Origin of the sequence: Poseidonocella sp. HB161398 (assembly GCF_005870025.1) — a bacterium.
Classification (GTDB): Bacteria; Pseudomonadota; Alphaproteobacteria; order Rhodobacterales; family Rhodobacteraceae; genus Mangrovicoccus.
In genome coordinates this window covers 149,758-174,977 of record NZ_VATA01000002.1, presented here as the reverse complement: position 1 = coordinate 174,977, position 25,220 = coordinate 149,758, and the positions used below count along the sequence as shown (strand labels likewise).

Sequence of the window (25,220 nt, the reverse complement as noted above, 5' to 3'; positions counted from 1 at the left end):
CATGAGTCTGTCTGCTGCGATCCTCGGGCTCTCCGGGCCCGGGCTTTCCGCGTGGGAGCAGGGCTTCTTCGCTGAAACGAGGCCCTACGGCTTCATTCTCTTCTCCCGCAATATCGAAGACCCCGAGCAGCTCCGCCGCCTGACCGGCGAGCTGCGCGACACGGTCGGCCATGACGCGCCGATCCTGATCGACCAGGAAGGCGGCCGCGTGCAGCGGCTCGTGCCGCCGCATTGGCGCCAGTGGCTGCCGCCGCTGGAGCAGGTGCAGCGTTCCGCGCCGGGGCTTGCCGCGCGCGGCATGTACCTGCGCTACCGCATCATCGCCGCCGAGCTGCGCGAGATGGGGATCGACACCAATTGCGCGCCGATGGCCGATGTGGCGACGGGCGGCACCCATCCGTTCCTCTTGAACCGCTGCTATGGCAGTGACCCGATGACCGTGGCCGCCTCCGCGCGGGCCGTGGCGCAGGGGCTGCTGGCGGGCGGGGTCCTGCCGGTGCTGAAGCACATCCCGGGCCATGGCCGCGGCACGTCGGACAGCCACAAGGAGCTGCCCCATGTCGACGCGCCGCTCGACGCGCTGCGCGACAGCGATTTCGCCGCCTTCCAGGCGCTTGCGGATGTGCCGATGGGGATGACCGCCCATATCGTCTATCCGGCGATCGACCCGGATCTGCCCGCCACCCAGTCGCCCGCGGTGATCGATGCCGTCCGGCGCGAGATGGGGTTCGACGGGCTCCTGATGACCGACGACCTGTCGATGCACGCCCTGACCGGCCCCTACGAGGCGCGCGCGCGGCTTTCGCTTGAAGCGGGCTGCGATGTCGTGCTCCACTGCAACGGGCACCGGGACGAGATGGAGGCGGTCATGGCAGGCACCGGGACACTCGCGGGCAAGGCGCTTTTCCGGGCGCACAAGGCGATGATGCTGCGCGGCGCGGTCGAAGAGGCCGATATCGCCGCGCTCGAGGCGGAGCTCGCGGAGATCCTCGGGTGACGGAGCCCGACTCCAATGTCACCGAGATCGAAGCCCGCCGCGCCGCCGAAGCCCTGATCGTCGATGTCGACGGCTTCGAGGGGCCGCTCGACCTTCTGCTGTCTCTCTCGCGCACGCAGAAGGTCGATCTGCGGACGATCTCCGTGTTGGCGCTGGCCGAGCAGTACCTGAGCTTCGTCGAGCGCGCCAAGGAGCTGCGGATCGAGCTGGCGGCCGACTACCTAGTCATGGCCGCCTGGCTGGCCTTCCTGAAATCGAAGCTGCTGCTCCCGCCCGATCCCAAGGAAGAGGGTCCTTCGGCCGAGGAGATGGCCGACCATCTGGCCTTCCAGCTGGAGCGCCTGGCGGCGATGCGCGAGGCGGCGGCGCGGCTGATGGGCCGCGACCGGCTGGGCCGCGACGTCTTTGCCCGCGGCATGCCCGAGGGCATCTCGACCCATCGCAACGTCATGTACCAGGCGACGCTCCTGGACCTGATGCAGGCCTATGCGCGGATCCGCACCAAGGACGATTTCCGCCCCTATGTGATGGACCGCGATGCGATCCTGACGATGGAGCAGGCGCTGGACCGGCTGCGGGGCATGATCGCCTTTGCCGGGCAGTGGTCGGATCTGGCCAGCTACCTGCCGGTCGACTGGCAGGGCGATGCCGCACGGCGGCGCAGCTCTCTGGCGGCGACCTTCGCGGCCTCGCTCGAGCTTGCCAAGGAGGGCCGGGTGGAGATACGGCAGTCCGATATCTTTGGCCCCATCGAGCTGCGCAAGAAACCTGAATGACCGATCAAGACGACGACCTGCCCGAAGGCGCCGATCCCGAGGAAATGGGGGCGCTGGAGGATCCGGGCCTTTTCGACGCGCCGCCCCTGGCCGAGCAGGAGCGGATGGTGGAGGCGATGCTCTTCGCGACCTCCGAGCCGCTGACGCTGCGCGAAATGGGCACGCGGATGCCGCAGGGCTGCGATCCGGGGACGGCAGTGGCGATGCTGCAGAACCATTATCGCGGCCGTGGCGTGAATGTCGTGCAGGTCGGCGGCGCCTGGGCGATCCGCACCGCGCCGGATGTCTCCTTCCTGATGCAGAAGGAAGTGGTCGAGAGCCGCAAGCTCAGCCGCGCGGCCATCGAGACCCTGGCGATCATCGCCTACCACCAGCCCGCGACCCGCGCCGAGATCGAGGAGATCCGCGGCGTCGCCGTGTCGAAGGGCACGATCGACCTGCTGCTCGATCTCGACTGGATCCGCGTCGGACGGCGACGCGAGACGCCGGGCCGTCCGGTGACCTTCGTGGTGACGGAGGCGTTTCTCGACCATTTCTCGCTGTCTTCGGCCAAGGACCTGCCGGGGCTGGGCGAGCTGCGTGCCGCCGGTCTGCTCGATCCGCGGCGGATGCCCGGGCTCGACGAGGACGCGCCGGGCGATGGCGAGGAGGACGAGGGCGACGAGGATCAGGAAGAGATGTTCTGAGCTCCGCCAGGATTGCGCGGCAAAGCGAAACCCCCGCCGGAGACCCGGACGGGGGTTTCATTTTGCAACCGCCCGGGGGACGGGAGGGTTGCAAACTCGAACCGGCTCAGGCGCGCCCGGCCATCCGCTTCAGCGTGCCGTCGCGCCACAGGCCCTCATGCAGCCCGACCATGACGACATGGCCTGCGATCAGCGCTGCCATCACCCAGCCGGCCTCGCCATGCAGCGCATTGCCGAACGCGACCATCCATTCGATAGGCGCCTCGCGCGGCGCCGTGATTTCCAGGCCGAACGGGGCGAAGCCGCGGGTGCCGCCGATGGCGCGCAGGATGGCCGCCAGCGGCACCAGCACGATCAGCGCATAAAGCGCGGCATGGCCCGCCTTGACCGCCAGTCCCTGCAGGCCCGCGCCGTGATCCGGGCGGCGGTTGCGCATTGCAACCGCCCAGAGAACCCGCGCGACTGCCAGAGCGAAGATCAGCGCCCCCAGATCGCCGTGATGGCCACGGAAGAACTGCGTCACCGCGCTTTCGCCGCCCAGCACACGCTTGAACCCCATCCCGGCCAGCTGCCACAGGATCAGCACGGCCAGAGACCAGTGGAGGAGGCGGGTCACGAGGCCGTAGCCCGCCTCCGTGTCGAGAATGGGGGTGCGTCCGGACATGAGGACATCCTCTACTAGCGAAAACCTTTCCGTCATATGGCAATGCCGCGATGCAGCGTCGAGCCCGGATGACGAAAACTTGAGTATTTCCGTTGGGTAATGTGATCCGCCCGTGCCTTGAAACGGAAAACGGCGCCCTCCCTGGGGAGGACGCCGTCCGGATTGCTCTCGCTGCAGCGCGATCAGGCGGATCTGGCCATCCGCTTGCGCTCATGCGGGTCGAGATAGCGCTTGCGCAGGCGGATCGCGTTCGGCGTGACTTCGACAAGCTCGTCATCGTCGATATAGGCGATCGCCTGTTCCAGCGTCAGCGTGATCGGCGTGGTCAGGCGCACGGCCTCGTCGGTGCCAGAGGCGCGGACGTTGGTCAGCTTCTTGCCCTTCAGCGGGTTCACTTCCAGGTCGTTGTCGCGGCTGTGCTCGCCGATGATCATGCCGGTATAGACCGGCTCCTGCGCGCCGATGAACATCTTGCCGCGATCTTCCAGGTTCCACAGCGCATAGGCGACCGAAGCGCCGTTCTCCATCGAGATCAGCACGCCTGCGCGGCGGCCGGGGATCGCGCCCTTGTGGGGCTCCCAGCTGTGGAAGACGCGGTTCAGCACGCCGGTGCCGCGGGTGTCGGTCAGGAACTCGCCGTGATAGCCGATCAGGCCGCGCGACGGGACCAGCGCGATGATCCGGGTCTTGCCGCCGTTCTGGCGCATCTCGGTCATCTCGCCGCGGCGCGCGCCGGTCAGCTTCTCGATCACCGCGCCGGAGAATTCGTCATCGACGTCGATGGTGACTTCCTCGATCGGCTCCAGGCGCTGGCCGCCTTCCTCGCGGAAGAGCACCTGCGGGCGGGAGATCGACAGTTCGAACCCTTCGCGGCGCATGTTCTCGATCAGCACGCCCATCTGCAGTTCGCCGCGGCCCGCAACCTCGAAGGCCTCGCCGCCGGGGGTGTCGGAGATCTTGATGGCGACGTTCGACTCGGCCTCTTTCATCAGGCGGTCGCGGATCACGCGCGACTGGACCTTGTCGCCGTCGCGGCCAGCCAGCGGGCTGTCATTGATGCCGAAGGTGACGGTGATGGTGGGCGGATCGATCGGCTGGGCCGGGATCGCGTCGGTGATGGCCGGATCGCAGATCGTGTCGGCCACGGTGGCCTTCGACATGCCCGCGAGGCTGACGATGTCGCCGGCTTCCGCCAGGTCGATCGGCTGCTGCGACAGGCCGCGGAAGGCGAGGATCTTGGTGACGCGGAACTGCTCCACCCGGCTGCCGTCGCGCGACAGCGCGTTGACGGTCGTCCCGGCCTTGAGCGTGCCCGACTCGACGCGGCCCGTCAGCAGGCGGCCGATGAACGGATCCGCGCCCAGCGTGGTGGCCAGCATGGAGAAGGGCTCTTCGCGCTTGGCGATCTGCTTCGGCGGCTCGACATGGCTCAGCACCAGATCGAAGAGCGCCGACAGGTCCTTGCGCGGGCCGTCGAGTTCGGCATCGCACCAGCCGTTGCGGCCGGAGGCGTAGAGTGCCGGGAAATCGAGCTGCTCGTCATTGGCGTCGAGCGAGGCGAAGAGGTCGAACACCTCGTCGAGCGCGCGGTCGGGCTCGGCATCGGGCTTGTCGACCTTGTTCAGCACGACGATCGGCTTCAGCCCGAGCGCCAGCGCCTTGGAGGTCACGAATTTCGTCTGGGGCATCGGGCCCTCGGCCGCGTCCACCAGCAGGACCACGCCGTCGACCATCGACAGGATGCGCTCCACCTCGCCGCCGAAATCGGCGTGGCCGGGCGTGTCGACGATGTTGATGCGAGCACCTTTCCACTCGACACTGGTCGCTTTCGCGAGGATGGTGATCCCGCGCTCGCGTTCCAGGTCGTTCGAATCCATGGCCCGTTCGGTGGTGGCCTGGTTCTCGCGGTAGGTGCCCGATTGCTTGAGCAGTTCGTCCACCAGGGTCGTCTTGCCGTGGTCGACGTGTGCGATGATCGCGATGTTGCGCAGATCCATGGGTGGCGTCCTTGTCTGAAGTTGCGCTGGCCCTACAGCGCCGCAGCGCGGAAGGCTAGTCCTAAAGACAGGGGAATTGACCTATCTGGCGGGTTATCGCGCGATATAGCGGTCCCTGCGGTGGTTGAAGGCGATCAGCCCGTTGAGGATCACCGCCCCGATCAGCGAGTAGAAGACGACCGTGAACGGGAAGATCAGCGCCGCAATTAGAAAGAGCACGGCATCGATGATCAGCTGCACATAGCCTGCGCGGAAGCCGAAATTGTCCTGGATGTAGAGGGCGATGATGCCCAGCCCGCCGAGCGATCCGCCATGGCGGAAGATGGCGAGCAGCCCGATGCCGGTGACGGTGCCGAAGAAGAAGACGCCGAGGATCGGGTTCAGGTGCTCGATCTGGAAGCCGAGCGGCATGTAGTCGGTGCACACCGAGAGCGCGGTCACGCAGCCGAGCGATTTCAGCGTGAACTCCCAGCCCATCCGTTTCACCGCCAGCCAGTAGAAGGGCAGGTTGATGACGAAGAACACCTTGCCGAAGGAATAGCCGGTCAGATGGGCGAGGATGACGGCGGCGCCTGCGGTCTGGCCGGTCATGAAGCCCATATAGGTCAGCAGCACCAGCCCGAGCGAGCACATCACGATCCCGGTCGAGAGGCCCTGCACGTCGTCGAGGGCGGTATGTTCGACCGCTTCGGGATCGGGAAGGGGCATCGGCGCTGGCATGGGCAGGCTCCTCGAGGAAGGGCAGGGGTTCTGACCCAGTTGAGCCTGCAATCCGGCCGATGGCAAGACGCGGCGCCCGGGGGACGCCGCGTCAGATGGTCATCAAGCTGTGGAGAAGGCGCCGCTGCCTAGCCGACGAGCGCCTTGTTGAGGTTCTCGTCGATCTTCTCGAGGAAGCCCATCGTGGTCAGCCAGCCCTGGTCGGGGCCGACGAGCAGCGCGAGGTCCTTGGTCATGAAGCCCGATTCCACCGTCTCGACGATGGTCTTCTCCAGCGTGGTGGCGAAGGCCATCAGCGCGGTGTTCTGGTCGAGCTTGGCGCGGTGCTTCAGCCCGCCGGTCCAGGCGAAGATCGAGGCGATCGAGTTCGTCGAGGTCGACTTGCCTTCCTGGTGCTGGCGATAGTGGCGGGTGACGGTGCCATGCGCGGCCTCGGCCTCGACGATCTTGCCGTCCGGCGTCATCAGCTGCGAGGTCATCAGCCCGAGCGAGCCGAAGCCCTGCGCCACGGTGTCGGACTGAACGTCGCCGTCGTAGTTCTTGCAGGCCCAGACGAACTTGCCCGACCATTTCATGCAGCAGGCGACCATGTCGTCGATCAGCCGGTGCTCGTACCAGATGCCCTTGGCCTTGAACTTCTCTTCGAACTCCTCCTCGTAGACCTTCTGGAACAGGTCCTTGAAGCGGCCGTCATAGGCCTTGAGGATGGTGTTCTTGGTCGACAGATAGACCGGCCAGCCGAGGTTCAGGCCGTAATTCATCGAGGCGCGGGCGAAGTCGATGATCGAGCTGTCGAGGTTGTACTGCGCCTGCGCGACCCCGGCGGAGGGCGACTGGTAGACTTCGCGCTCGATCACCTGGCCGTCATCGCCCTCGAATTTCAGGATCAGCTTGCCCGGGCCCGGCATCAGGAAGTCGGTGGCGCGGTACTGGTCGCCGAAGGCGTGGCGGCCGATGACGATCGGATGGGTCCAGCCGGGCACAAGGCGGGGCACGTTGCGGCAGATGATCGGCTGGCGGAAGACCACGCCGCCCAGGATGTTGCGGATCGTGCCGTTGGGGCTGCGCCACATCTTCTTCAGGCCAAATTCCTCGACCCGCTGCTCGTCCGGGGTGATGGTCGCGCATTTCACCGCGACGCCGACTTCCCTGGTCTTCTCGGCCGCGTCGATGGTGATCTGGTCCTCCGTCCGGTCGCGCTCCTGGATCGAGAGGTCGTAATAGAGCAGGTCGAGATCGAGATAGGGCAGGATGAGCTTCTGCTTGATGAAGTCCCAGATGATCCGGGTCATCTCGTCGCCATCCATTTCGACGATCGGGTTGTCTACCTTGATCTTGGTCATCGGTGGTCCTCTGAGTCGGGAGCGGGGGAAGAACTCCTGCCGCCTTAGCGCATTTTCCAGGCGGGGGCCAGATTTGCATACGTTGGTATACAGAATGCCGCGCCCCTGATGCGCGGACGCCGCGGCGGCAGGAGGGCGGTGCAAGTCGGCTTGTGAGTCGGCTTGTGAGTCGGACGGGCTGCGGTCATGCTCGACTAGGATCGCGAGGGGGTGAATTTGCCATGAAGCGTATCGCAATTTTCTGCGATGGAACCTGGAATCGCAGCGACCGGGCCGTGCTCGCGGCAGAAAACCGCCCCGTCACCAGCATCCTGCGGCTTTCCGAGGCGGTGATTGCGGGCAAGGCGCCGGATGGCGTGGCGCAGGAGGGCTTCTATATCGACGGGGTTGGCACGCCGGGCGAGGTCGGGCGCCTGCGCTACACGATCGACAGGGTCGGCGGCGGCGTCTTCGGGTGGGGGCTCGACGACAAGATCCTGAAGGCCTACCGCTTCCTTGTGCGCCGCTACGAGCCGGGCGACGAGATCCACATCTTCGGCTTCTCGCGCGGCGCCTATACCGCCCGCTCGCTGGTGGGGCTCCTGCGCAATTGCAGCCTGCCGACCGAGGACGACCCAGTGCTGCTGTCGCATCTGATGGGGGTCTATCGCAGTCGCCGCCCCGGCGATGCCCCCTGGGAGGAGCGCGCGCGCAGCCTGAGGGGCTGGGTCAATCCCGGGCTCGCCACCGACGAGGCCGACCGGGCGGCGCGGCCCGGCGCCTGCCCGCTGCGCATCGCCTATATGGGGGTCTTCGACACGGTGGGCGCGCTCGGCGTGCCCGAGCTCTGGCCGGGGATCGCGCGAGTCAACAGCCGCTACCGCTTCCACGACCAGAAGCTCAGCGCGATGGTGCGCGCGGCGCGCCACGCCATGGCCATCGACGAGCCGCGGATCACCTACAAATCCGTGCCCTGGGACCGCGCCAAGCTGGCGGAACTGAATGCGGCGGCCGGGGACGCGCCCTACCGCCAGCTCTGGTTTCCCGGCGTGCACGGCACGGTGGGCGGTTCGCTGACCGAGGGGCATGAGGGGGCGGGGATGGCCGTGCTCGACTGGATCGCCGCGGGGGCCGAGGCGGCCGGGCTGGCCTTTGATGCCGCGAAGATCGCGGCGCTGCGCGGCCGGGCCGATGTGCTGGGGCCCTTCGGCAATCCGGAGGTGGCCTACAAGCTCGCCGACCGGCTGACGCTGCGCGCCTTCCCCTATCAGCGGCCAGCGGCGGAAAGCGCGGCGGAGGTGTCGGAAGTGGCCGAAGCGCGCTGGCGCGGGGCCGGGGCCGGGCCGGGCTGGCCCTACCGCCCGTCGCAGCTCAGCGCGGTGGCGGGCAGCGCGGGCTGGCCCGCCTGAGCTAGCGCGCCGAGGTCCCGGCGAAGAAGCCGGTGATCCGCGGCCAGAGCCAGGACCAGAGCCCCGGCGCGCCGCGTTCGACTGCGCGGCCGATGCGGCGCTCGATCTTCTCGGGGGTGACCTCGTAGAGCTTCCAGTTCACCCCGTCGGTGGCGAGGTTCAGAAGAGGCGGCTGGAACCGGTCGAGCGCCTTGGCGAATTGCGCCTCGGGCGTCTCCTCGGCCTCGAACTCGTCCCAGAGCGCGCGCAGCTCCGCCCCCTGGTCCTCGGGCAGGAGCCCGTAGAGCCGGTCGGCCGCCTTCTTCTCGGCGGCTTCCTGCGCGGCGGTGTCGACATTGCCGTGGATCGGGTTGTCGCCGGCATCCACCTCGACGATGTCATGCAGGATCAGCATGCGGATCACGCGGTTGAGGTCGATCCCCTCCGCGCCATGCTCGCCCAGCACCAGTGCGAAGAGCGCGAGATGCCAGGAATGCTCTGCCGAATTCTCCGGCCGCGAGCCGTCGCCGATGGGGGTGGAGCGCTCGATCTTGCGAAGCCGCTCCGCCTCCATCAGGAAGGCGATCTGCCGGTCGAGACGGGTCAACGGGTGGTCTCGGTGAGCCGCCGCTTGACGTAGTCGGAAACCGAACCGGTGAGGGTCTCCATATGCGGATCCTCGTAGAAATGGCCCGCGCCCTCGACCTCGGTATGGGTGATGGTGATGCCCTTCTGCTCGTGCAGCTTGCCGACGAGCGAACGGGTATCGGCCGGCGGGGCGACCCGGTCATTGGTGCCGTTGATGATCAGCCCCGAGGACGGGCAGGGCGCCAGGAACGAGAAGTCGTACATGTTCGCGGGCGGGCTGACCGAGACGAAGCCGGTGATCTCGGGGCGGCGCATCAGCAGCTGCATGCCGATCCAGGCCCCGAAGGAGAAGCCCGCGACCCAGCAGTGCTTGGCGTTCTGGTTCATCGACTGCAGGTAGTCGAGCGCGGAGGCCGCGTCCGACAGCTCGCCGATCCCCTGGTCGTATTCGCCCTGGGACCGGCCGACGCCGCGGAAATTGAACCGCAGGACGGTGAAGCCCATGTTGAAGAAAGTGTAATGCAGATTGTAGACGACGCGGTTGTTCATCGTCCCGCCGAACTGCGGATGCGGGTGCAGGATGATCGCGATCGGGGCGTCCTTGATCTTCTGCGGGTGGTAGCGCCCCTCCAGGCGCCCTTCGGGTCCGGGGAAAATGACCTCAGGCATCGGCTGCTCAGCTCTCCAGCTCACCGGCGCTGTTCCTTGACGGAGTCTCCACCGGTCCTTAGACGTGTCTCTCGCCGTCACGGGCATGACGGCATCGTGAGGCAGGTATACATCCATGGGCCACGGGTCAATGGCAACGGAGGGGATAGCGTGAAGCTCAGCACAAAAGGCCGCTATGCGATGGTGGCGCTGACCGACCTGGCGTTGCAGAAGCGCGACGAACCGGTCAGCCTGGCCGATGTCGCCAAACGGCAGGACATTTCAGTGGCCTATCTGGAACAGCTCTTCGTCAAGCTGCGCCGCGCGAAGCTGGTTGAATCGGTGCGCGGCCCGGGCGGGGGCTACCGCCTGGCGCGGCCTGCGACGGAAATCCGCGTCTCCGAGATTCTCGCCGCCGTCGACGAGACCGTCAGCGCACTGCACAAGGGGGCGGCAGCCTCCGGCGCGCTCTCGGGCTCCCGCGCCCAGTCGCTGACCAACCGGCTCTGGGAGGGCTTCTCGGCCCATGTCTATGTCTTCCTCCACCAGACGCGGCTGTCGGATGTCGTGAAGAACGACCTCGCCCCCTGTCCCGCCGTCCCAAACCTCTTCGCCATCATCGACGAATGACGCGGGAAAGAGCCTATCTGGACTGGAACGCCACGACGCCGCTGCGCCCCGAGGCCAGGGCGGCGATGATCGCGGCGATGGACGTGACCGGCAATCCCTCCTCGGTCCATGCCGAGGGGCGGGCGGCGAAAGGGCTGGTGGAGAAGGCGCGCGGCCAGATCGCCGAGGCGCTCGGCGCGATGGCGGCCGATATCGTCTTCGTCTCCGGCGCGACCGAAGCGGCGGCCCTGGCGCTTGCCGGGCGCGACCTGCGCTGCGCCGGGATCGAGCATGACGCCGTGCGCTCCTGGTGCCGCGAGGATCTTCCCGTGGACGGCGGTGGCAAGGTGCAACTGCCCCAAGATGCCAGCGGTTGCGCTTTGCAACTCGCCAATAGCGAGACCGGGGTGATCCAGGATCTGCCCGAGGGCCTGGCCGTCAGCGACCTCACCCAGGGCTTCGGAAAGATGCCGGTGGGATTCGACTGGATGGGCATCGACATGGGCTTCATATCTGCACATAAGCTGGGCGGCCCCAAAGGTATCGGTGCGCTGGTGCTCAGGCGCGGGCTTGACATCACGGCCCGGATCAAGGGCGGCGGACAGGAGATGGGGCGCCGCTCCGGGACGGAAAATGTCATTGGAATCAGTGGCTTTTCTGCTGCGGCCCAGGCCGCGCAGCGGGATCTCGCCGAGGGCGTCTGGGAAAACGTCTTTGAACTTAGAAAAATTCTAGAAAGCGGCTTGGCCTCGGAAAATTCTTCGACTATTTTTGTCGGGAAAGATAGCGCGCGTCTGCCCAATACCTCGATGATCGCCACTCCCGGCTGGAAGGGCGAGACCCAGGTGATGCAGATGGATCTGGCGGGATTTGCGATCTCGGCCGGCTCCGCCTGCTCCTCGGGGAAGGTGAAGGCGAGCAACGTGCTGTTGGCCATGGGCCATGATGCGGAAACCGCCGGAAGCGCGATCCGCGTCTCGCTCGGCCCCGAGACAACCGAGGACCAGGTGCTCCGCTTTGTCGAGGCCTGGAGCGCACAGAACCGCCGGCGCCGCGCGCGGGCATCATAGGGATAGCGGACCGGGGCGGTCCGCCGAGGGAAAGGCAAACGTCATGGCAGCTCTGGATACCCCTGGCGTCAAGGAAGGCGTCGACCAGGAAACCGTCGATGCCGTCCGCAACATGGGGACGTACAAGTACGGCTGGGAAACCGAGATCGAGATGGACTATGCCCCCAAGGGGCTGAACGAGGACATCGTCCGCCTGATCTCGTCGAAGAATGACGAACCGGAATGGATGACGGAATGGCGTCTGGCGGCCTATCAGCGCTGGACCCAGAAGGAGGAGCCCACCTGGGCGATGGTCGACTACCCCAAGATCGACTATCAGGACCAGTATTACTACGCCCGTCCCAAGTCCATGGAAACCAAGCCGAAATCGCTCGACGAGGTCGATCCGAAACTGCTGGAGACCTATAACAAGCTGGGCATTCCGCTGAAGGAGCAGATGGTCCTCGCGGGCGTGGAAGGCGCCGAGGCCGCGCCGGCCGGGGCCAAGGATGCCGTGAGCGAGCTGTCGGCCACCGCCGGATCGGGCCGCAAGGTCGCCGTCGACGCGGTTTTCGACTCCGTCTCGGTCGGCACCACCTTCCAGAAGGAACTGGAAGAGGCGGGCGTGATCTTCTGCTCGATCTCCGAGGCGATCCGGACCCATCCCGAGCTGGTGAAGAAGTACCTGGGCTCGGTCGTGCCGGTCTCGGACAACTTCTTCGCGACGCTGAACTCGGCGGTCTTCTCCGACGGCTCCTTCGTCTACGTGCCGCCGGGCGTGCGCTGCCCGATGGAGCTCTCGACCTATTTCCGCATCAACGCCGAGAACACCGGCCAGTTCGAGCGGACGCTGATCATCGCCGACAAGGGCTCTTTCGTGAGCTATCTCGAAGGCTGCACCGCGCCGCAGCGCGACACGACCCAGCTGCATGCGGCAGTCGTCGAGATCATCGTCGAGGAAGACGCCGAGGTGAAATACTCCACGGTGCAGAACTGGTTCCCCGGCGACGAGAACGGCAAGGGCGGCATCTACAACTTCGTGACCAAGCGCGCGGATTGCCGCGGCGACCGGGCCAAGGTGATGTGGACGCAAGTCGAAACCGGCTCGGCCGTGACCTGGAAATACCCGTCCTGCATCCTGCGCGGCGAGGAAAGCCAGGGCGAGTTCTACTCGATCGCCATCGCCAACAACTACCAGCAGGCCGATACCGGCACCAAGATGATCCATCTGGGCAAGAACACCAAGTCGCGGATCGTCTCCAAGGGCATCTCGGCGGGCAAGGCGCAGAACACCTATCGCGGGCTCGTCTCGATGCACCCGAAGGCGAAGAATTCGCGCAACTACACCCAGTGCGACAGCCTGCTGATCGGCGATCAATGCGGCGCCCACACGGTCCCCTATATCGAGGTGAAGAACAACTCGAGCCGGGTGGAGCACGAGGCGACCACGTCGAAGGTGGATGACGACCAGCTCTTCTACTGCCGCTCGCGCGGCATGGACGAGGAAGAGGCGGTGGCGCTTGTCGTCAATGGCTTCTGCCGCGAGGTGCTGCAGGCCCTGCCGATGGAATTCGCCATGGAAGCGCAGCAGCTGGTCGCGATCTCGCTCGAGGGCTCGGTCGGCTGAAGGAACGTCTTCCTGCGGGCGGTCGTCGGCATCCTGGGATGGCCGGAGCTCGCTCCGCAGGAAAAGGTGCTCTGGCGCATCGCCTGGTGATCGGGGGCGCCGCCCTGGCGGCAATTGCGGAGCGGGACAGGTCGAGTGGGCAAGTTCAGGCGCGGGACAATGCGGTTGCATATTGAAACCGGCGGCCAGGCGATTGAAAAAGCTTGGCTTGACGCCCGGATCGGATCTGGCCGTTTCGGCCGCTGGAGATAGGCATGGGCAACCCCTGGGGCAAGTCGAAAGGCGCATCCATGATCGTCACGACCACCAACGGCATCGAGGGCCGGTCGATCTCGGCCTATCACGGCATCGTGGTGGGCGAGGCGATCCTGGGCGCCAATGTGTTCCGGGACATGTTCGCGGGCATCACCGACATCATCGGCGGCCGCTCGGGCGCCTATGAGCGCTCGCTCGGCGAGGCGCGGGAGACCGCGCTGAAGGAGATGGAGGAGCGCGCCCGCGCGATGGGCGGCAATGCGGTGGTCGGTGTCGATATCGACTACGAGGTCATCAACAACATGCTGATGGTCTCGGCCTCCGGCACTTCGGTGACGGTGGACTGATGGCCGCGCGTCCGCCTCTGCGGCTCTTCTGGTGGCGCAAGACGCCGAATTTCGGGGATGGCATCTCGCCCCTGATCGTGGCCCATGCGAGCGGCCGCCAGGTGGTGCATGCCGATCCGGACGAGGCGGAGCTGTTCGCGCTCGGCTCGATCCTCAGGCCGGTTGCAAAGAGCTACCGCGCGCCGCGGCGGCACCGGCCGGTCGTCTGGGGCGCGGGCTGCATGAAGCCGGTGGGGCGGCGCTTTACCGCCCATGTCGACTTCGCTGCCTTGCGCGGACCGAAGACGGCCGAAGTGCTGCATGTCGCGGTGGAGGCCTATGGCGATCCCGGCCTGCTGATCGGCGAAGTGCTGGGAGAGGACATCAAGAACGGCGAAGAAGTTGCTGTTGTTCCTCACTTTTCCCATGTCGATCTGCCGGTCTGGCGGGCGCTGGCCGAGCGACCGGGCCTCCGCCTGGTCGATGTGCGCGCCAGCGATCCGCTGGAGGCGGTCCGGCAGATTGCCGGAGCGCGGCATGTCTTCAGCTCGTCGCTGCACGGGCTGGTGACGGCGGACGCCTATGGCATTCCCTCGACCTGGGTCGATCCAGAGGGGATCCATGCCGAACCCTACTTCAAGTTCAACGACTATGCCCTTGGCATAGATAGAAATCTTGGGAAGCCGATCCAGCCGGAAGAGATTCCGGCCCGGCTTCCGGACCTGCCCGAGGGGCCCTTGCCCCATGCCGCGGGCATCGCCGCCGCGAAACAGCGGCTTTGGAACAGCTTTCCGCCTGCTCTGCGGGCGAACTAGATCAAGAAGAGGATGTAACATGCTGGAAATCAAGGGGCTCGAAGTCAAACTCGAAGAAGAGGACAAGCAGATCCTCAAAGGCGTCGATCTGAGCATCGAGGCCGGGACGGTTCATGCCATCATGGGGCCGAACGGCTCGGGCAAGTCGACCATGTCCTATGTGCTCTCGGGCCGTGACGGCTACGAGGTCACCGGCGGCACCGCGACGCTCAATGGCGAGGACCTGCTGGCGCTGGAGCCCGAGGAACGCGCCGCCAAGGGCCTGTTCCTGGCCTTCCAGTACCCGGTGGAAATCCCCGGCGTCGGCAACATGACCTTCCTGCGCACCTCGCTGAACGCCCAGCGGAAGCTGCGCGGCGAGGAGGAGATCAGCTCCGCCGACTTCCTCAAGCTCGTCCGCGCCAAGGCGAAGGAGCTGAAGATCGACGCCGAGATGCTGAAGCGTCCGGTCAATGTCGGCTTCTCCGGCGGCGAGAAAAAGCGCAACGAAATCCTGCAGATGGCCATGCTGGCACCGAAGATGTGCATCCTCGACGAGACCGATTCCGGCCTTGATGTCGACGCGATGAAACTGGTCTCGGACGGCGTGAACGCGCTGCGCGACGCGGGCCGCTCCTTCCTGGTCATCACCCACTACCAGCGGCTTCTCGACCACATCAAGCCGGACGTCGTCCACATCATGTCCAATGGCCGCATCGTCAAGTCCGGCGGCCCCGAGCTGGCGCTGGAAGTCGAGCATAACGGCTACGCGGACATCCTGTCGGAGGTGGCGTGATGGCAGCGCAGCTGAAGCCGAAGCTTGACGCGCTCGAGGCGCGGCTGGCCTCGCTGAGCCTGCCGGAAGGCGGCTGGAGCGCGGCGGCGCGCAAGGATGCGCTGTCGCGTCTGGGCGCGATGGGCCTGCCGCATGCGCGCGACGAATACTGGAAGTACACCCGTCCCGACACGCTGAACGCACCCGAGGCGCCGAAGGCGGCGGTTTTCGAGGGGTCGGAAACGCCGGTCTTCTCGGCCCGCGACCGTCTGAAGATCACTTTCGTCGACGGCGTGTTCGATCCCGAGCAGTCCGACCCGCTGGAACTCGAAGGCATCACGATCGAGCGCCTGGCCGAGGCTGGCACCAAGGATATCCATTGGGCCAAGGACTTGTACGGCGTTCTTGAAGTGGCGGGCCAGACCCCGGTCGAGCGTCCGCTGGCCGCGCTGAACACCGCCTTCGCCACCGACGGGATCCTGATCCACGTCACCGGCACGCCCTCGAAGCCGGTCTCGCTGGTCTATATCCACCAGGATCCGGGCAGCGACGCGATCCTGCACCATGCGGTCAAGGTCGAGTCCGGCGGCGAGATCACGCTCCTGGAGAACGGCCCGGCCGCGGCGCGGTTCAACAAGGTGCTGGAAGTCGATGTCGCCGATGGCGGCAAGTTCCACCATGTCCGCGCCCAGGGGCGCGACCACGAACGGCGCGCGGCGACGCATATCTTCGCGCGGCTGGGGACGGAGAGCCTGTTCAAGTCCTTCACCATGACGGCCAATGGCGTGCTGACGCGCAATGAATGCGTGATCGAGTTCACCGGCGACGACGCGGTGGCCCATGTCGCGGGCGCCTCGATGGGCGATGGCGACTTCCACCATGACGACACGGTGTTCGTCACCCATGACGCGGTGAATTGCGAAAGCCGCCAGGTCTTCAAGAAAGTGCTGCGCAACGGCGCGACCGGCGTCTTCCAGGGCAAGATCCTGGTGAAGAAGGACGCCCAGAAGACCGACGGCTACCAGATCAGCCAGTCGCTGCTGCTGGACGACGACAGCCAGTTCCTCGCCAAGCCGGAGCTGGAGATCTATGCCGACGACGTGGCCTGCTCGCATGGCTCGACCTCGGGGGCGATCGACGAGACGGCGCTCTACTACCTGCGTTCGCGCGGGGTGCCGCGGCGCGAGGCCCAGGATCTGCTGACGCTGGCCTTCCTGGCCGAGGCGCTAGAGGAGATCGAGGATGACAGCCTGGCGGAAGAAATCCGCGAGCGGCTGGACGGCTGGCTGGCGCGGCGCCGCAGCTGATGTCGGTCACGCTGGACATCCTCTCCAGCTACCGCTGCCCGGGCCGCGTGGTCCGGCGGCTCCTGGCGGCGCCCGAACACGAGGGGCGGGCGCTGGCCTATCTGATGCTGGGCTGCGCGCTGGTCTTCGTGGCGCAGCTGCCGCGGCTGGCGCGGGAGACGGCAGAGGCGGGCGGCGCGATGGCAGAGACCGCCTCGGGCGAGCTGCTCTTCTGGATGTTCTTCGCGCCGCTGGGCTTCTACGCGCTGGCGGCGCTGGCGCGCGGGCTGTCGCGGCTCTTCGGCGGCAGGCCCGGCTGGTACGGCGCGCGGGTGGCGACCTTCTGGGCGCTGCTGGCGGCGAGCCCGCTCTGGCTCTTCCGCGGGCTGGCGGCCGGGTTCTCGGGGCAGGGCACGGCGCTCGACCTGGTGACGCTGGCCGCGCTCGCGGGCTGGATCGCGATCTGGATCCTCGGCATGCGGGCGGCGTCCCGGCCGGCGCCGGGCATTGCCGGCGGTGACGAGCTGGCGTAGGTGAAGCCCATGACACCGCGCCTTTCCGATTTCACCCTTGGGGGCATTTTCGCCCTGGTCATTGCCACGCTGCGCAATCCGCGCGGCACGGCGCGCCACATCCTGGCGCTGGAGCTGCCGCAGAGCACGCTCTGGCTGGTTCTCGTCACGGTCGCCGCGATTTCGGCGCTGGCCGGGCAGGCGGCGGCCCTGATCTTCCTGCCCTCGGGCGGCGAGGCCGAGCTCGTCGGCCTCGGGCCGCTGGCCATGGCGGGGCTGCATCTGTGCGGCCTCGTGCTGACGGTCTTCGCCGTCCACCATATCGGCCGCGTCATGGGCGGCACCGGCACGCTGGACCGGTCGCTCCTGCTGCTGAGCTGGCTCGAGATCGTCATGATCTTCGTGCAGCTCGCGCAGGTGGGGCTTCTCTTCGTGCTCTCCTTCATCGCCCCGGGCGGGGCCGGGCTCTTCGTCACTGCCGCGGGCTTCGCGCTGGTGACCTGGCTCTTCACCGCCTTCGTGGCCGAGATCCACGGGTTCAAGAACCTGTGGCTCGTCTTCCTGATGATCGTCTGCTCGGTGCTGGCGATCAGTTTCGCCCTGTCTCTCGTCCTGTCCTTCATGGGGCTGCCCTTAACAGGAGGTGCCGTTGCTTGACGTCGCAAAGATCCGTGCCGATTTTCCCATCCTCTCGCGGGAGGTGAACGGCAAGCCGCTGGTCTATCTCGACAACGGCGCCTCCGCGCAGAAGCCGCAGGTGGTGATCGACGCCGTCACCCGCGGCTATGCCGAGGAATATTCCAACGTCCATCGCGGGCTGCACTACCTGTCGAACCTCGCGACCGAGAAATACGAGGCGGTGCGCGGCAAGGTCGCCCGCTTCCTGGGCGCGCCGGACGAGCACGAGATCGTCTTCACCACCGGCACCACCGAGGGGATCAACCTGGTCTCCTATGCCTGGGCCGCGCCGCGCTTCGAGCCGGGCGACGAGATCGTGCTGAGCGTGATGGAGCACCACGCCAATATCGTGCCCTGGCATTTCCTGCGCGAGCGCCAGGGGGCGGTGCTGAAATGGGTGGAGACCGACGCGGTCGGCGCGCTCGATCCGCAGAAGGTGATCGACGCGATCGGCCCGAAGACCAAGCTCGTCGCGATCACCCAGCTCTCGAACGTGCTGGGCACCCGGGTCGACGTGAAGGCGATCTGCGAGGCGGCGCGCGAGAAGGGCGTCCCGGTGCTGGTCGACGGCTCGCAGGGCGCGGTGCATGCGCCGGTCGACGTCGCCGATATCGGCTGCGACTTCTACGCGATCACCGGGCACAAGCTCTATGGTCCGTCGGGCTCGGGCGCGATCTGGATCCGCAAGGAGCGGCTGGCAGAGATGCGGCCCTTCATGGGCGGCGGCGACATGATCCGCGAGGTCACCCGCGACGCGGTCAGCTATGCCGACCCGCCGATGAAGTTCGAGGCGGGCACGCCGGGCATCGTCCAGACGATCGGCCTCGGCGCGGCGCTCGACTACCTGATGGATCTCGGCATGGAGAATGTCGCGGCGCATGAGGACCGGATCAGCACCTATGCGCGGGCGCGTCTCGACGGGCTGAACTGGGTGAATGTCCAGGGCCAGGCGCCGGGCAAGGCGGCGATCTTCTCCTTCACGCTCGAGGGGGCGGCGCATGCGCATGACATCTCGACCGTGCTCGACAAGAAGGGCGTGGCGGTGCGCGCGGGCCATCACTGCGCCCAGCCGCTGATGCAGCATCTTGGGGTTTCGGCGACCTGCCGGGCGTCCTTCGGGCTCTACAATACCGAGGCGGAGGTCGACAAGCTGGTGGAGGCGCTGGAGCTCTGCCACGAGCTTTTCGCCTGACGCAAATTCCCGCCGGGACATCGATTTTTGCGATTGCAAGTCCCGGCGGCGCCACCTATACACCCCCGGCACGCACCCATAGCTCAGCTGGATAGAGCGCTGCCCTCCGAAGGCAGAGGTCTGAGGTTCGAATCCTCATGGGTGCGCCATTTTCCTTGACACGGGTTGAAGACAAGGAAAATAAAAAACCGAATATCAGCGAGTTACATGCGTTTGTCAGTCCGGTGGCCGGAATGCCTGTTACAAAACCCGCAACAAATCCCATTAAATCTTACTTAACCGCAAGCGGGTCGCCACGCTGAATTCCCCTCACGAATTCACGCCGGGGAGATATGCCGAAATTGCGGAAGGTGCCGGGCGTCACGCTGGACCGTGGGCGCTACCACTTTGTCAAACGGGTGCCGAAGTCCCTGGGCGGCCTGATCATGGGGCGCGACGGGCTGCCGGTCAATTTCGTTCGAATTGCACTGCACACCGCCGGCCTGTCCGAGGCAAACGCCAAGGCGGCACGGGTCGCGGCAGAACGGGCGCGCGATGGCCGCCGGAGAGGGGGCGGCCGCAAGGGCGCACTACCTTGCGGCACGGCGCCTGGCCGAGGCCCGGGGCTTTCCCTGCGTGCCGCTCGACGTTCTGGCAGGCTCTGCGCTGCGCCGCCCTGCACAAGATGAACATGGCCGAGCGCTTTCAGGAAGGCGCGATGACGGCCGCGAATTCCGGGGCCGCCGCCAGGATGGTCCTTGAGGCGGAGGCCGCGCAGCTTGGCGCCGCCTCCATCCCGGGGCGGATGGCGACGACTTCGAGCCGGACGAAATCGAGGCGGGAATTGTGGTGGAGCTGCCGCCGGGCCTGAAGGAGAACCCGCATAACCCGAAAAACCTCGATGCGGCGGCGGAGCCCTTCCTTCGCACCATGACCGCCAGTCCCTGCGCCTGGAGGAAGTCCGGGCCCTGAGACCGGCGAGCCGCTGATGGTCTACGATGACCCGCCGACCGGCCGGCAAATGCAGCTGGCCAGCAAGGACGGCATCGTCCCTGTCGGCGGCCATCTCCATTCTGTGCCCGACACCTCCCGCCGGCGCGTGCTCGTGGTCCAGCACCGTGCGGCCGAGATTCGCATCTTCGAGGAGCGAGGGCAGGACTGCCATCGGTCCGAAGGAATGCCCGAACGAGCTGATCGCGCGCGACCGGTGCTCGAGGAAAAGCCGGTTGGCTGCTTGCGGATCTGCCGGCCCTGATCTGGAGAGAGGCCTCGCACGCCGCCGGTCCGGGAGAGATGCCGAAGCCGCTGCCGGGCGTTCCCGTTGGAGCCGTTACGCCGGGCGACCATGCGAGAGCCGAACGACGGCGCCTTCCCGATCATCGTCTTGATCGGTTCGGCGACGCGGGGATCGACCTTCAGCGCGGGTTTGACCGGCTCGCGGCAGACCGTCCGCAGCGGCACGCCGAACCGGGCAGGGCGTCTGGCCTGCGGCACCGTGATCCCGTCAGACAGTAGGCGCTCACGGAGCGTCCGGATCTCCTGCTCCATGAGGGCCTGCAGCTTTTTCCGGGCGCATCTCCAGCATGCCTGGCCCCAGCAGGGGGATGCAAAAGGGGTCCTGGGCGTCATCCCGGAGGATTTCGTTCCGGATTTGACCTGGATTTCTCCTCGAATCCGGCAGGTCTGGCCGTGTTCGGGGCCATCTTCCCGGTTTTCCAGCATACCCCGCGGCCGAGCAGACTTTTTTCGGCACCCGGCTAGGCTGCCTGCAAATCCTCGGGCAGCTTCGCGTATTGCTCGCCGTTGCCGAGCGGGTCCGCGTGCCGCGAGGTCTCCATGCTCCGCTTGCCATCCTCGACCCGGCCCTCGATCCCGGAAGGGGACAGGTCGAATGACCGGCTCGCCTCGGCCACGGTTGTCCTGCTCTGGATGATCTCGGTGAGGAGCACCGTTTCCGGGGCTTTCGCGCCCACGGTCCCCTTCAACTCCGCATCGCCGTCCAGCGCTTGACGCTGACGGCCATCGTCATGCTTGTCGCGACCTTCTCCCGTGCACCATGAGCAGGATGCCACTGGGTCGATACATCCGTGCTCACGCGTTTCCGGAGTTCGGTCTGGCAGCCCAGAAAGCGATAGTGCGGGCCTCGATCGCAGGGATCGACACATGCGGCATCACGATACCGTACGGGCATGGAGCGTGCCGGGTCTTTGACCGCAAGGTCGGGCCTCAGGCGGTCACTTGCGGTCCGGTCGGCGGCCTTCCGCGAGTGCCGGTCGATCGCAACGGCGAAATACTGGCAGCCCTGCATGGCCGAAGGCTGCCAATGATGCGCCATGGGTTCGAGTGGCAAAGGGGCGTGCCGGATGCACCCTGTCCTGTCGCTGGCGACGGCAGGCTGGACGGTCCCGCCACGCGACGGCCCCGCTCTGGCTGACGCCGGGGACGTGGTGCTCCGGCTGAAGGGGAAGCTGGTGCGCGCCATCGGGTCCGGACCGGTCGGCCTCGATGAGTGCAAAGCGCGCCAACTCGCGTCTTTCGCGAAAGAGGTTGCGGCCCTGCTCGGGATGTCGCGCTCCTGTTTGAGGGCTGAGACCGCGCTGCGCAGCCGCTTCATCTCGACATGCGGGCCGACCTGTTCGCCGCGGGGCTCCTCCGCATTCCGATCTGCCCGGATCCAGCGCGTCGGCTGGCCGCCGCCCGGATCATCCGCGATGTCGCGCCGCCTTTGCCCGCTGGCCCGTGCCAGCTGCAGCGCTTCGCGCTAGGGCTCCGGCGCCAGACACTGTCCGTAGGATATAGGACTTGGCCTGGCGTCCCAGGTGGTGCTCTCCGCGTTCTCCGGGCCAGCCATGACCGAAGATTTCCGGAGGGCCCGATCGTCGCACCCTATCGGAAGCTACTCGGGTCGATGGTGGCCGGCGCTGTGGCCGGGATACCGGGTCGGACCGTTGTCCTGGAGGCGGCCGCCGAGATCGGGCCGGAATTCCGCATCCTGCTGCGTCGGCATGTTCCGAACTGGTCCACTGGAGGGTGGATGCGCCTGGCTTCCCGGGCGCGCAGCCATTGCGGTCCCGGCGGGTCGGGATTGCAGTTGCTCCGTATCCTGGTCAGGGGGCGGCCGCTTGGATGCCGCTGAAGGCACGGGTTGCGGGGTTTGCGGCAATGGGCGCGCTGCGCGCGCTGCGCGGGACGGGTATGGAGAGGGCGCGCTATCCGTGCGGGGATCCCGGGCGGGGGCAGGACTGCAGGAGCGTGCCGTGAAATTCATCGTCCTTTCGGATCTGCACATCACCCTTCCCGGCGAGCGGCTCGCGGGGATCGATCCGGCCGAGTGGCTCGGGGCCGCCATCTCGCGGATCAATGCCGCACATGGCGATGCCGACCTGGTGGTGCTGGCCGGCGACCTGACGGACCGCTCGCGCAGCGCCGCCTATGAGAGCCTGCTGGAGGCGCTCGGCGGGCTGCGCGTACCCTGGGCCGCGACGCTCGGCAATCACGACAACCGCGATGTCTTCGCCCGCATCTTCGGGGCCGAGCGGCTTGATGCGAACGGCTTCGCCCAGTCGGCGCATCATCTGGGCGGCGAGGTGGTGCTGGTGCTCGACACGCTGGAGAAAGGGCCGGGAACGGGCGGCTGGGGGCGCGGCACCGGGCGGCTCTGCCCGCTGCGGCTCGACTGGCTCAGGGCCGAGCTCGACCGCGCTGCGGGGCGGCCGGTGCATGTCGTGCTGCACCATCCGGCGCTGCAGGTCTCGCCGGTCCATGACGCCTACCTGATGGAGGAGCCGGAAGAGTTCCTGGCGATCCTCGACGGCTATCCCGACATCCGCGGGGTCACGGCGGGCCATATCCACATGGCGACCACGACGCTGCGCCGCGGCATTCCCTATCATACCATCGCCGGCGGGCATGCCACGATGCGCGAGGAATTCGGCCCCGCGCCCTACCGCACCCGCCGCGAGGGGCCGGGGCAGATGGCCGTCATCCTCAGCGAGGCCGACCGCACCGTGCTGCATTTCGACAACTACATCGACCGCCACCCCGAGCTGCCGGGCTGAGCAGGCTCAGCCTGCGGCGCGCTGGCTCTCGGGCAGGGGATCGACGCTGAGATCGAGCGTCGCCAGATGGCGCATCAGCGCCGGGCGCACCGACTGGTCGCCATTGGCGCGGGCCTCCTCGACCACCCGGCGCACCTCGCGCAGATCGGCGCGGCGCAGGAGATGCTTGACCGGACCGACCGAGGCGGGGCGCATCGAGAGCGAGCGCAGCCCCATCGCCGCGAAGCACAGCGCCTCGACCGGGCGCCCGGCATCCTCGCCGCAGAAGCTGACCGGGGTGCCGCTCTCGTTGCAGCGGTTCACGATCTGCTCGATGAAGCTCAGGAAGCTGCCGTTGAGCGTGTCGTAGCGGCGGCGCACCCGCTCGTTCTCGCGGTCGGCGGCGAAGAAGAACTGCTTCAGGTCGTTGCCGCCGATCGAGACGAAATCCGCCATCTCGAAGAACTGCCGCGGCGCATAGGCCATCGACGGCGTCTCCAGCATGGCGCCGATCTCGACATTCGAGGGCAGCAGATGGCCCTGGCGCTCCTCGCGGTCGAGCTCTTCGAGCATCAGCGCGCGGGCGGCGCGGAATTCGTCGAACTGGGCAACGAACGGGAACATCACGGTCAGCGGACGGCCCCGCGCGGCGCGGATCAGCGCCTGGAGCTGCATCCGCATGATGCCCGGCTTGTCGAGCCCGACCCTTATGGCGCGCCAGCCGAGCGCCGGGTTCGGCTCCTCCGTGCGCTTCATGTAGGTCAGCACCTTGTCCGAGCCGATATCGAGCGTGCGGAAGACGACGCGCTTGCCGTCGGCGGCATCCATCACCCTGGCGTAGATGCTGGCCAGCTCGCCGCGGCGGGGCATCTTGTTGCGGATCAGGAACTGCAATTCGGTGCGGAACAGTCCCACGCCCTCGGCGCCGCAGCTCGAGAGCGAGGGCAGGTCGACCAGAAGCCCGGCATTCATGTTCAGCGAGACGGTCTCGCCGCAGATGGTGCGGGCCGGTTCGCCGCGGATCGAGGCGTAGCGTTCCTGGGCCTTGGCATGCATGGCAAGCTTGTCCCGGAAGGCATTGGCAATGGTGTCGTCGGGGCGCAGGTGCACGACGGCATTCTCGCCGTCGACGAGGATCGCATCCCCGGTCAGCGCCTCGGAGGTGATGCCCGAGGCGTTGATCACCAGCGGGATCGCCCAGGCGCGGGCGATGATCGCGGCATGGCTGCCGACCGAGCCCTCTTCGAGCACGATGCCCTTGAGCTCGCGGCCGTAGTCCAGGAGCTCGCCCGGGCCGATATTGCGGGCGACCAGGACGGGGTTCTCCGGGCGTTCGGCGCCGGTGTCGCGGCCCTGGCCGGTGAGTTCGCGCAGGAGCCGGTTCGACAGGTCGTCCAGATCGGTGCCGCGGGCGCGCAGATAGGGATCGGTGGCGCGGGCCAGCCGCGTGCGGGCGGCGGACTGCTCCTTCTCCACCGCTGCCTCTGCCGAAAGACCGCGGGCGATGTCCTCTTCCATCCGCCGCAGCCAGCTCTTGGAATTGGCGAACATGCGGAAGGTCTCGATCACCTGGGTGGCTTCCTCGTCGCCCGAGGAGGCGGCGTCGAGCATCTTGTCGAGCGAGACGCGCAGCCGGGCGACGGCGTCGCGCAGCCTCTCCAGCTCGGTATCGGGGTCGTCGCCGATCGGGTTCGTGACCACCACGCGCGGATCGTGCAGCAGCACGCGGCCCTCGGCGGCGCCCTCCTGGCCGGTGGTGCCGCGGAAGGCGACCGGGCGCTGGTGCAGCGGCGACAGGGCGGCGCCCTCGTCGAGGAAGGCGCCGAGCTCGGTCATCTCGGCCAGCACCATCGCCACGACCTCGACCCCGTAGAGCTCGTCCTCGGAGAACTGCCGCGCTTCCTTCGACTGCACGACCAGCACGCCCAGGACCTGGCCCAGCCGCTGGATCGGCACGCCGAGGAAGGAGGTGAAGATCTCCTCGCCGGTCTCCGGCATGTAGCGGAAGCCGGGCTCGGCCGGGGCATTGGCGGAATTGACCGGCCGGCGGGTGCGGGCGACCTTGCCGACCAGGCCCTCGCCGAGGCGCATGCGGGTCTTGTGCACCGACTCCGCCTTCAGGCCGAAGGTGGCGCAGAGCTCAAGCGTCTCGGCATCGCGGAAGAGGTAGATGGAGCACACTTGCGTCCCCATCGACTCCGCGATGATCGAGGTGATGCGGTCAAGCCGCTCCTGTCCCGCGCCGCCGCTGGCGAGGGCTTCCCGCAATCGTCCAAGGAGCTTGCGGCTCTCGGTTTCCTGGATTTGGCCCATGG

25 protein-coding genes and 1 tRNA gene are annotated in these 25,220 nt (G+C 67.1%); 17 read left to right on the top strand and 9 right to left on the bottom strand.

What is annotated here, in order from left to right; translation table 11 throughout:
* Nucleotide 1 precedes the first annotated feature (1 nt).
* Genes FGX59_RS02315 through scpB form a run of 3 tightly spaced genes read left to right on the top strand, consistent with a single transcriptional unit; the run spans nucleotide 2 to nucleotide 2,459 of the window.
* Entirely contained in the window at nucleotides 2-997 is a 996-nt protein-coding gene (locus FGX59_RS02315; RefSeq protein ID WP_138464898.1) for a glycoside hydrolase family 3 protein, read from the top strand.
* Nucleotides 994-1,773 carry a ScpA family protein gene (locus FGX59_RS02310; protein ID WP_138464897.1) on the top strand — a complete coding sequence of 260 codons (780 nt, stop codon included), beginning with the start codon at nucleotides 994-996 and terminating at the stop codon, nucleotides 1,771-1,773. The genes FGX59_RS02315 and FGX59_RS02310 overlap by 4 nt, the downstream gene beginning before the upstream one ends.
* Nucleotides 1,770-2,459: an SMC-Scp complex subunit ScpB gene (gene scpB, locus FGX59_RS02305; RefSeq protein ID WP_370295694.1), complete on the top strand. Its 690-nt coding sequence runs from the start codon at nucleotides 1,770-1,772 to the stop codon at nucleotides 2,457-2,459. The genes FGX59_RS02310 and scpB overlap by 4 nt, the downstream gene beginning before the upstream one ends.
* A 106-nt stretch (nucleotides 2,460-2,565) precedes the next feature.
* Here scpB and FGX59_RS02300 read toward each other — a convergent pair whose 3' ends face one another.
* The 4 genes from FGX59_RS02300 to FGX59_RS02285 form a co-directional block, all read right to left on the bottom strand.
* Entirely contained in the window at nucleotides 2,566-3,123 is a 558-nt protein-coding gene (locus tag FGX59_RS02300; RefSeq protein WP_138464896.1) for a cytochrome b, read from the bottom strand.
* Between the two features lie 182 nt (nucleotides 3,124-3,305).
* The gene (gene typA / locus FGX59_RS02295) at nucleotides 3,306-5,120 is read right to left on the bottom strand and encodes a translational GTPase TypA (protein ID WP_138464895.1); all 1,815 of its coding nucleotides are present in this window, start codon (nucleotides 5,118-5,120) and stop codon (nucleotides 3,306-3,308) included.
* 93 nt (nucleotides 5,121-5,213) lie between these two features.
* Entirely contained in the window at nucleotides 5,214-5,840 is a 627-nt protein-coding gene (locus FGX59_RS02290; protein ID WP_138464894.1) for a YitT family protein, read from the bottom strand.
* Between the two features lie 128 nt (nucleotides 5,841-5,968).
* Nucleotides 5,969-7,183 (bottom strand): NADP-dependent isocitrate dehydrogenase, encoded by a 1,215-nt coding sequence (locus FGX59_RS02285; protein ID WP_138464893.1) that lies wholly within the window; start codon nucleotides 7,181-7,183, stop codon nucleotides 5,969-5,971.
* Nucleotides 7,184-7,404: 221 nt separating this feature from the next.
* Here FGX59_RS02285 and FGX59_RS02280 point away from each other — a divergent pair, with 221 nt between their 5' ends.
* Nucleotides 7,405-8,571: a DUF2235 domain-containing protein gene (locus FGX59_RS02280; RefSeq protein ID WP_138464892.1), complete on the top strand. Its 1,167-nt coding sequence runs from the start codon at nucleotides 7,405-7,407 to the stop codon at nucleotides 8,569-8,571.
* Between the two features lies 1 nt (nucleotide 8,572).
* On the opposite strand, the gene FGX59_RS02275 is transcribed toward FGX59_RS02280, so the two are convergent.
* The gene (locus FGX59_RS02275; protein ID WP_240722209.1) at nucleotides 8,573-9,157 is read right to left on the bottom strand and encodes an HD family hydrolase; all 585 of its coding nucleotides are present in this window, start codon (nucleotides 9,155-9,157) and stop codon (nucleotides 8,573-8,575) included.
* Entirely contained in the window at nucleotides 9,154-9,807 is a 654-nt protein-coding gene (locus FGX59_RS02270) for an alpha/beta hydrolase (RefSeq protein WP_138464891.1), read from the bottom strand. Before FGX59_RS02270 ends, FGX59_RS02275 begins: the two co-directional genes overlap by 4 nt.
* Nucleotides 9,808-9,957: 150 nt before the next feature.
* Between FGX59_RS02270 and FGX59_RS02265 the strand changes: the two genes are divergently transcribed.
* The 11 genes from FGX59_RS02265 to FGX59_RS02215 all read left to right on the top strand — a co-directional run bounded on the left by FGX59_RS02265 (nucleotide 9,958) and on the right by FGX59_RS02215 (nucleotide 19,038).
* A complete protein-coding gene (locus FGX59_RS02265) occupies nucleotides 9,958-10,416 on the top strand; it encodes an Rrf2 family transcriptional regulator (RefSeq protein WP_138464890.1) in 459 nt (152 codons plus the stop codon).
* The gene (locus FGX59_RS02260; protein ID WP_138464889.1) at nucleotides 10,413-11,465 is read left to right on the top strand and encodes a cysteine desulfurase family protein; all 1,053 of its coding nucleotides are present in this window, start codon (nucleotides 10,413-10,415) and stop codon (nucleotides 11,463-11,465) included. The genes FGX59_RS02265 and FGX59_RS02260 overlap by 4 nt, the downstream gene beginning before the upstream one ends.
* A 43-nt stretch (nucleotides 11,466-11,508) precedes the next feature.
* Nucleotides 11,509-13,071, top strand: a complete 1,563-nt coding sequence (sufB, locus tag FGX59_RS02255; RefSeq protein ID WP_138464888.1) for a Fe-S cluster assembly protein SufB — start codon at nucleotides 11,509-11,511, stop codon at nucleotides 13,069-13,071.
* Between the two features lie 290 nt (nucleotides 13,072-13,361).
* A complete protein-coding gene (locus tag FGX59_RS02250; RefSeq protein ID WP_138465043.1) occupies nucleotides 13,362-13,673 on the top strand; it encodes a heavy metal-binding domain-containing protein in 312 nt (103 codons plus the stop codon).
* Nucleotides 13,673-14,467 carry a polysaccharide pyruvyl transferase family protein gene (locus FGX59_RS02245; RefSeq protein WP_138464887.1) on the top strand — a complete coding sequence of 265 codons (795 nt, stop codon included), beginning with the start codon at nucleotides 13,673-13,675 and terminating at the stop codon, nucleotides 14,465-14,467. The genes FGX59_RS02250 and FGX59_RS02245 overlap by 1 nt, the downstream gene beginning before the upstream one ends.
* 19 nt (nucleotides 14,468-14,486) lie before the next feature.
* Nucleotides 14,487-15,242 carry a Fe-S cluster assembly ATPase SufC gene (gene sufC, locus FGX59_RS02240; RefSeq protein ID WP_138464886.1) on the top strand — a complete coding sequence of 252 codons (756 nt, stop codon included), beginning with the start codon at nucleotides 14,487-14,489 and terminating at the stop codon, nucleotides 15,240-15,242.
* The gene (locus FGX59_RS02235) at nucleotides 15,242-16,528 is read left to right on the top strand and encodes a SufD family Fe-S cluster assembly protein (RefSeq protein ID WP_138464885.1); all 1,287 of its coding nucleotides are present in this window, start codon (nucleotides 15,242-15,244) and stop codon (nucleotides 16,526-16,528) included. The genes sufC and FGX59_RS02235 overlap by 1 nt, the downstream gene beginning before the upstream one ends.
* Nucleotides 16,528-17,040, top strand: coding sequence for a YIP1 family protein (locus FGX59_RS02230; RefSeq protein WP_138464884.1), 513 nt, complete (start codon nucleotides 16,528-16,530; stop codon nucleotides 17,038-17,040). Before FGX59_RS02235 ends, FGX59_RS02230 begins: the two co-directional genes overlap by 1 nt.
* Nucleotides 17,041-17,049: 9 nt before the next feature.
* Nucleotides 17,050-17,676: a Yip1 family protein gene (locus FGX59_RS02225; RefSeq protein WP_138464883.1), complete on the top strand. Its 627-nt coding sequence runs from the start codon at nucleotides 17,050-17,052 to the stop codon at nucleotides 17,674-17,676.
* Nucleotides 17,669-18,889 carry a cysteine desulfurase gene (locus FGX59_RS02220; RefSeq protein WP_138464882.1) on the top strand — a complete coding sequence of 407 codons (1,221 nt, stop codon included), beginning with the start codon at nucleotides 17,669-17,671 and terminating at the stop codon, nucleotides 18,887-18,889. The genes FGX59_RS02225 and FGX59_RS02220 overlap by 8 nt, the downstream gene beginning before the upstream one ends.
* Before the next feature lie 72 nt (nucleotides 18,890-18,961).
* Nucleotides 18,962-19,038 (top strand) — tRNA-Arg (locus FGX59_RS02215).
* Between the two features lie 535 nt (nucleotides 19,039-19,573).
* Here FGX59_RS02215 and FGX59_RS02210 read toward each other — a convergent pair.
* Entirely contained in the window at nucleotides 19,574-19,753 is a 180-nt protein-coding gene (locus tag FGX59_RS02210; RefSeq protein ID WP_138464881.1) for a hypothetical protein, read from the bottom strand.
* Nucleotides 19,754-19,856: 103 nt separating this feature from the next.
* Here FGX59_RS02210 and FGX59_RS37445 point away from each other — a divergent pair, with 103 nt between their 5' ends.
* The gene (locus FGX59_RS37445; RefSeq protein ID WP_171060484.1) at nucleotides 19,857-20,123 is read left to right on the top strand and encodes a hypothetical protein; all 267 of its coding nucleotides are present in this window, start codon (nucleotides 19,857-19,859) and stop codon (nucleotides 20,121-20,123) included.
* Between the two features lie 502 nt (nucleotides 20,124-20,625).
* Here the strand turns inward: FGX59_RS37445 and FGX59_RS02200 are convergent.
* Nucleotides 20,626-20,853 (bottom strand): hypothetical protein, encoded by a 228-nt coding sequence (locus FGX59_RS02200; protein ID WP_206078274.1) that lies wholly within the window; start codon nucleotides 20,851-20,853, stop codon nucleotides 20,626-20,628.
* Nucleotides 20,854-22,125: 1,272 nt separating this feature from the next.
* Here FGX59_RS02200 and FGX59_RS02195 point away from each other — a divergent pair.
* Nucleotides 22,126-22,926, top strand: a complete 801-nt coding sequence (locus tag FGX59_RS02195) for a metallophosphoesterase (RefSeq protein ID WP_171060483.1) — start codon at nucleotides 22,126-22,128, stop codon at nucleotides 22,924-22,926.
* Between the two features lie 6 nt (nucleotides 22,927-22,932).
* On the opposite strand, the gene ptsP is transcribed toward FGX59_RS02195, so the two are convergent.
* A complete protein-coding gene (gene ptsP, locus FGX59_RS02190) occupies nucleotides 22,933-25,218 on the bottom strand; it encodes a phosphoenolpyruvate--protein phosphotransferase (protein WP_138464879.1) in 2,286 nt (761 codons plus the stop codon).
* Between the last annotated feature and the right edge of the window lie 2 nt (nucleotides 25,219-25,220).

Coding starts and splice junctions, on each gene's coding strand:
- FGX59_RS02300 (WP_138464896.1), bottom strand. CDS start 3,123: ATGTCCGGACGCACCCCCATTCTCGACACGGAGGCGGGCTACGGCCTC.
- sufB (WP_138464888.1), top strand. CDS start 11,509: ATGGCAGCTCTGGATACCCCTGGCGTCAAGGAAGGCGTCGACCAGGAA.
- FGX59_RS02280 (WP_138464892.1), top strand. CDS start 7,405: ATGAAGCGTATCGCAATTTTCTGCGATGGAACCTGGAATCGCAGCGAC.
- sufC (WP_138464886.1), top strand. CDS start 14,487: ATGCTGGAAATCAAGGGGCTCGAAGTCAAACTCGAAGAAGAGGACAAG.
- FGX59_RS02210 (WP_138464881.1), bottom strand. CDS start 19,753: ATGCGGGTTCTCCTTCAGGCCCGGCGGCAGCTCCACCACAATTCCCGC.
- FGX59_RS02230 (WP_138464884.1), top strand. CDS start 16,528: ATGTCGGTCACGCTGGACATCCTCTCCAGCTACCGCTGCCCGGGCCGC.
- typA (WP_138464895.1), bottom strand. CDS start 5,120: ATGGATCTGCGCAACATCGCGATCATCGCACACGTCGACCACGGCAAG.
- FGX59_RS02245 (WP_138464887.1), top strand. CDS start 13,673: ATGGCCGCGCGTCCGCCTCTGCGGCTCTTCTGGTGGCGCAAGACGCCG.
- FGX59_RS02270 (WP_138464891.1), bottom strand. CDS start 9,807: ATGCCTGAGGTCATTTTCCCCGGACCCGAAGGGCGCCTGGAGGGGCGC.
- ptsP (WP_138464879.1), bottom strand. CDS start 25,218: ATGGGCCAAATCCAGGAAACCGAGAGCCGCAAGCTCCTTGGACGATTG.
- scpB (WP_370295694.1), top strand. CDS start 1,770: ATGACCGATCAAGACGACGACCTGCCCGAAGGCGCCGATCCCGAGGAA.
- FGX59_RS02290 (WP_138464894.1), bottom strand. CDS start 5,840: ATGCCAGCGCCGATGCCCCTTCCCGATCCCGAAGCGGTCGAACATACC.
- FGX59_RS02250 (WP_138465043.1), top strand. CDS start 13,362: ATGATCGTCACGACCACCAACGGCATCGAGGGCCGGTCGATCTCGGCC.
- FGX59_RS37445 (WP_171060484.1), top strand. CDS start 19,857: ATGGTCTACGATGACCCGCCGACCGGCCGGCAAATGCAGCTGGCCAGC.
- FGX59_RS02285 (WP_138464893.1), bottom strand. CDS start 7,183: ATGACCAAGATCAAGGTAGACAACCCGATCGTCGAAATGGATGGCGAC.
- FGX59_RS02225 (WP_138464883.1), top strand. CDS start 17,050: ATGACACCGCGCCTTTCCGATTTCACCCTTGGGGGCATTTTCGCCCTG.
- FGX59_RS02235 (WP_138464885.1), top strand. CDS start 15,242: ATGGCAGCGCAGCTGAAGCCGAAGCTTGACGCGCTCGAGGCGCGGCTG.
- FGX59_RS02315 (WP_138464898.1), top strand. CDS start 2: ATGAGTCTGTCTGCTGCGATCCTCGGGCTCTCCGGGCCCGGGCTTTCC.
- FGX59_RS02260 (WP_138464889.1), top strand. CDS start 10,413: ATGACGCGGGAAAGAGCCTATCTGGACTGGAACGCCACGACGCCGCTG.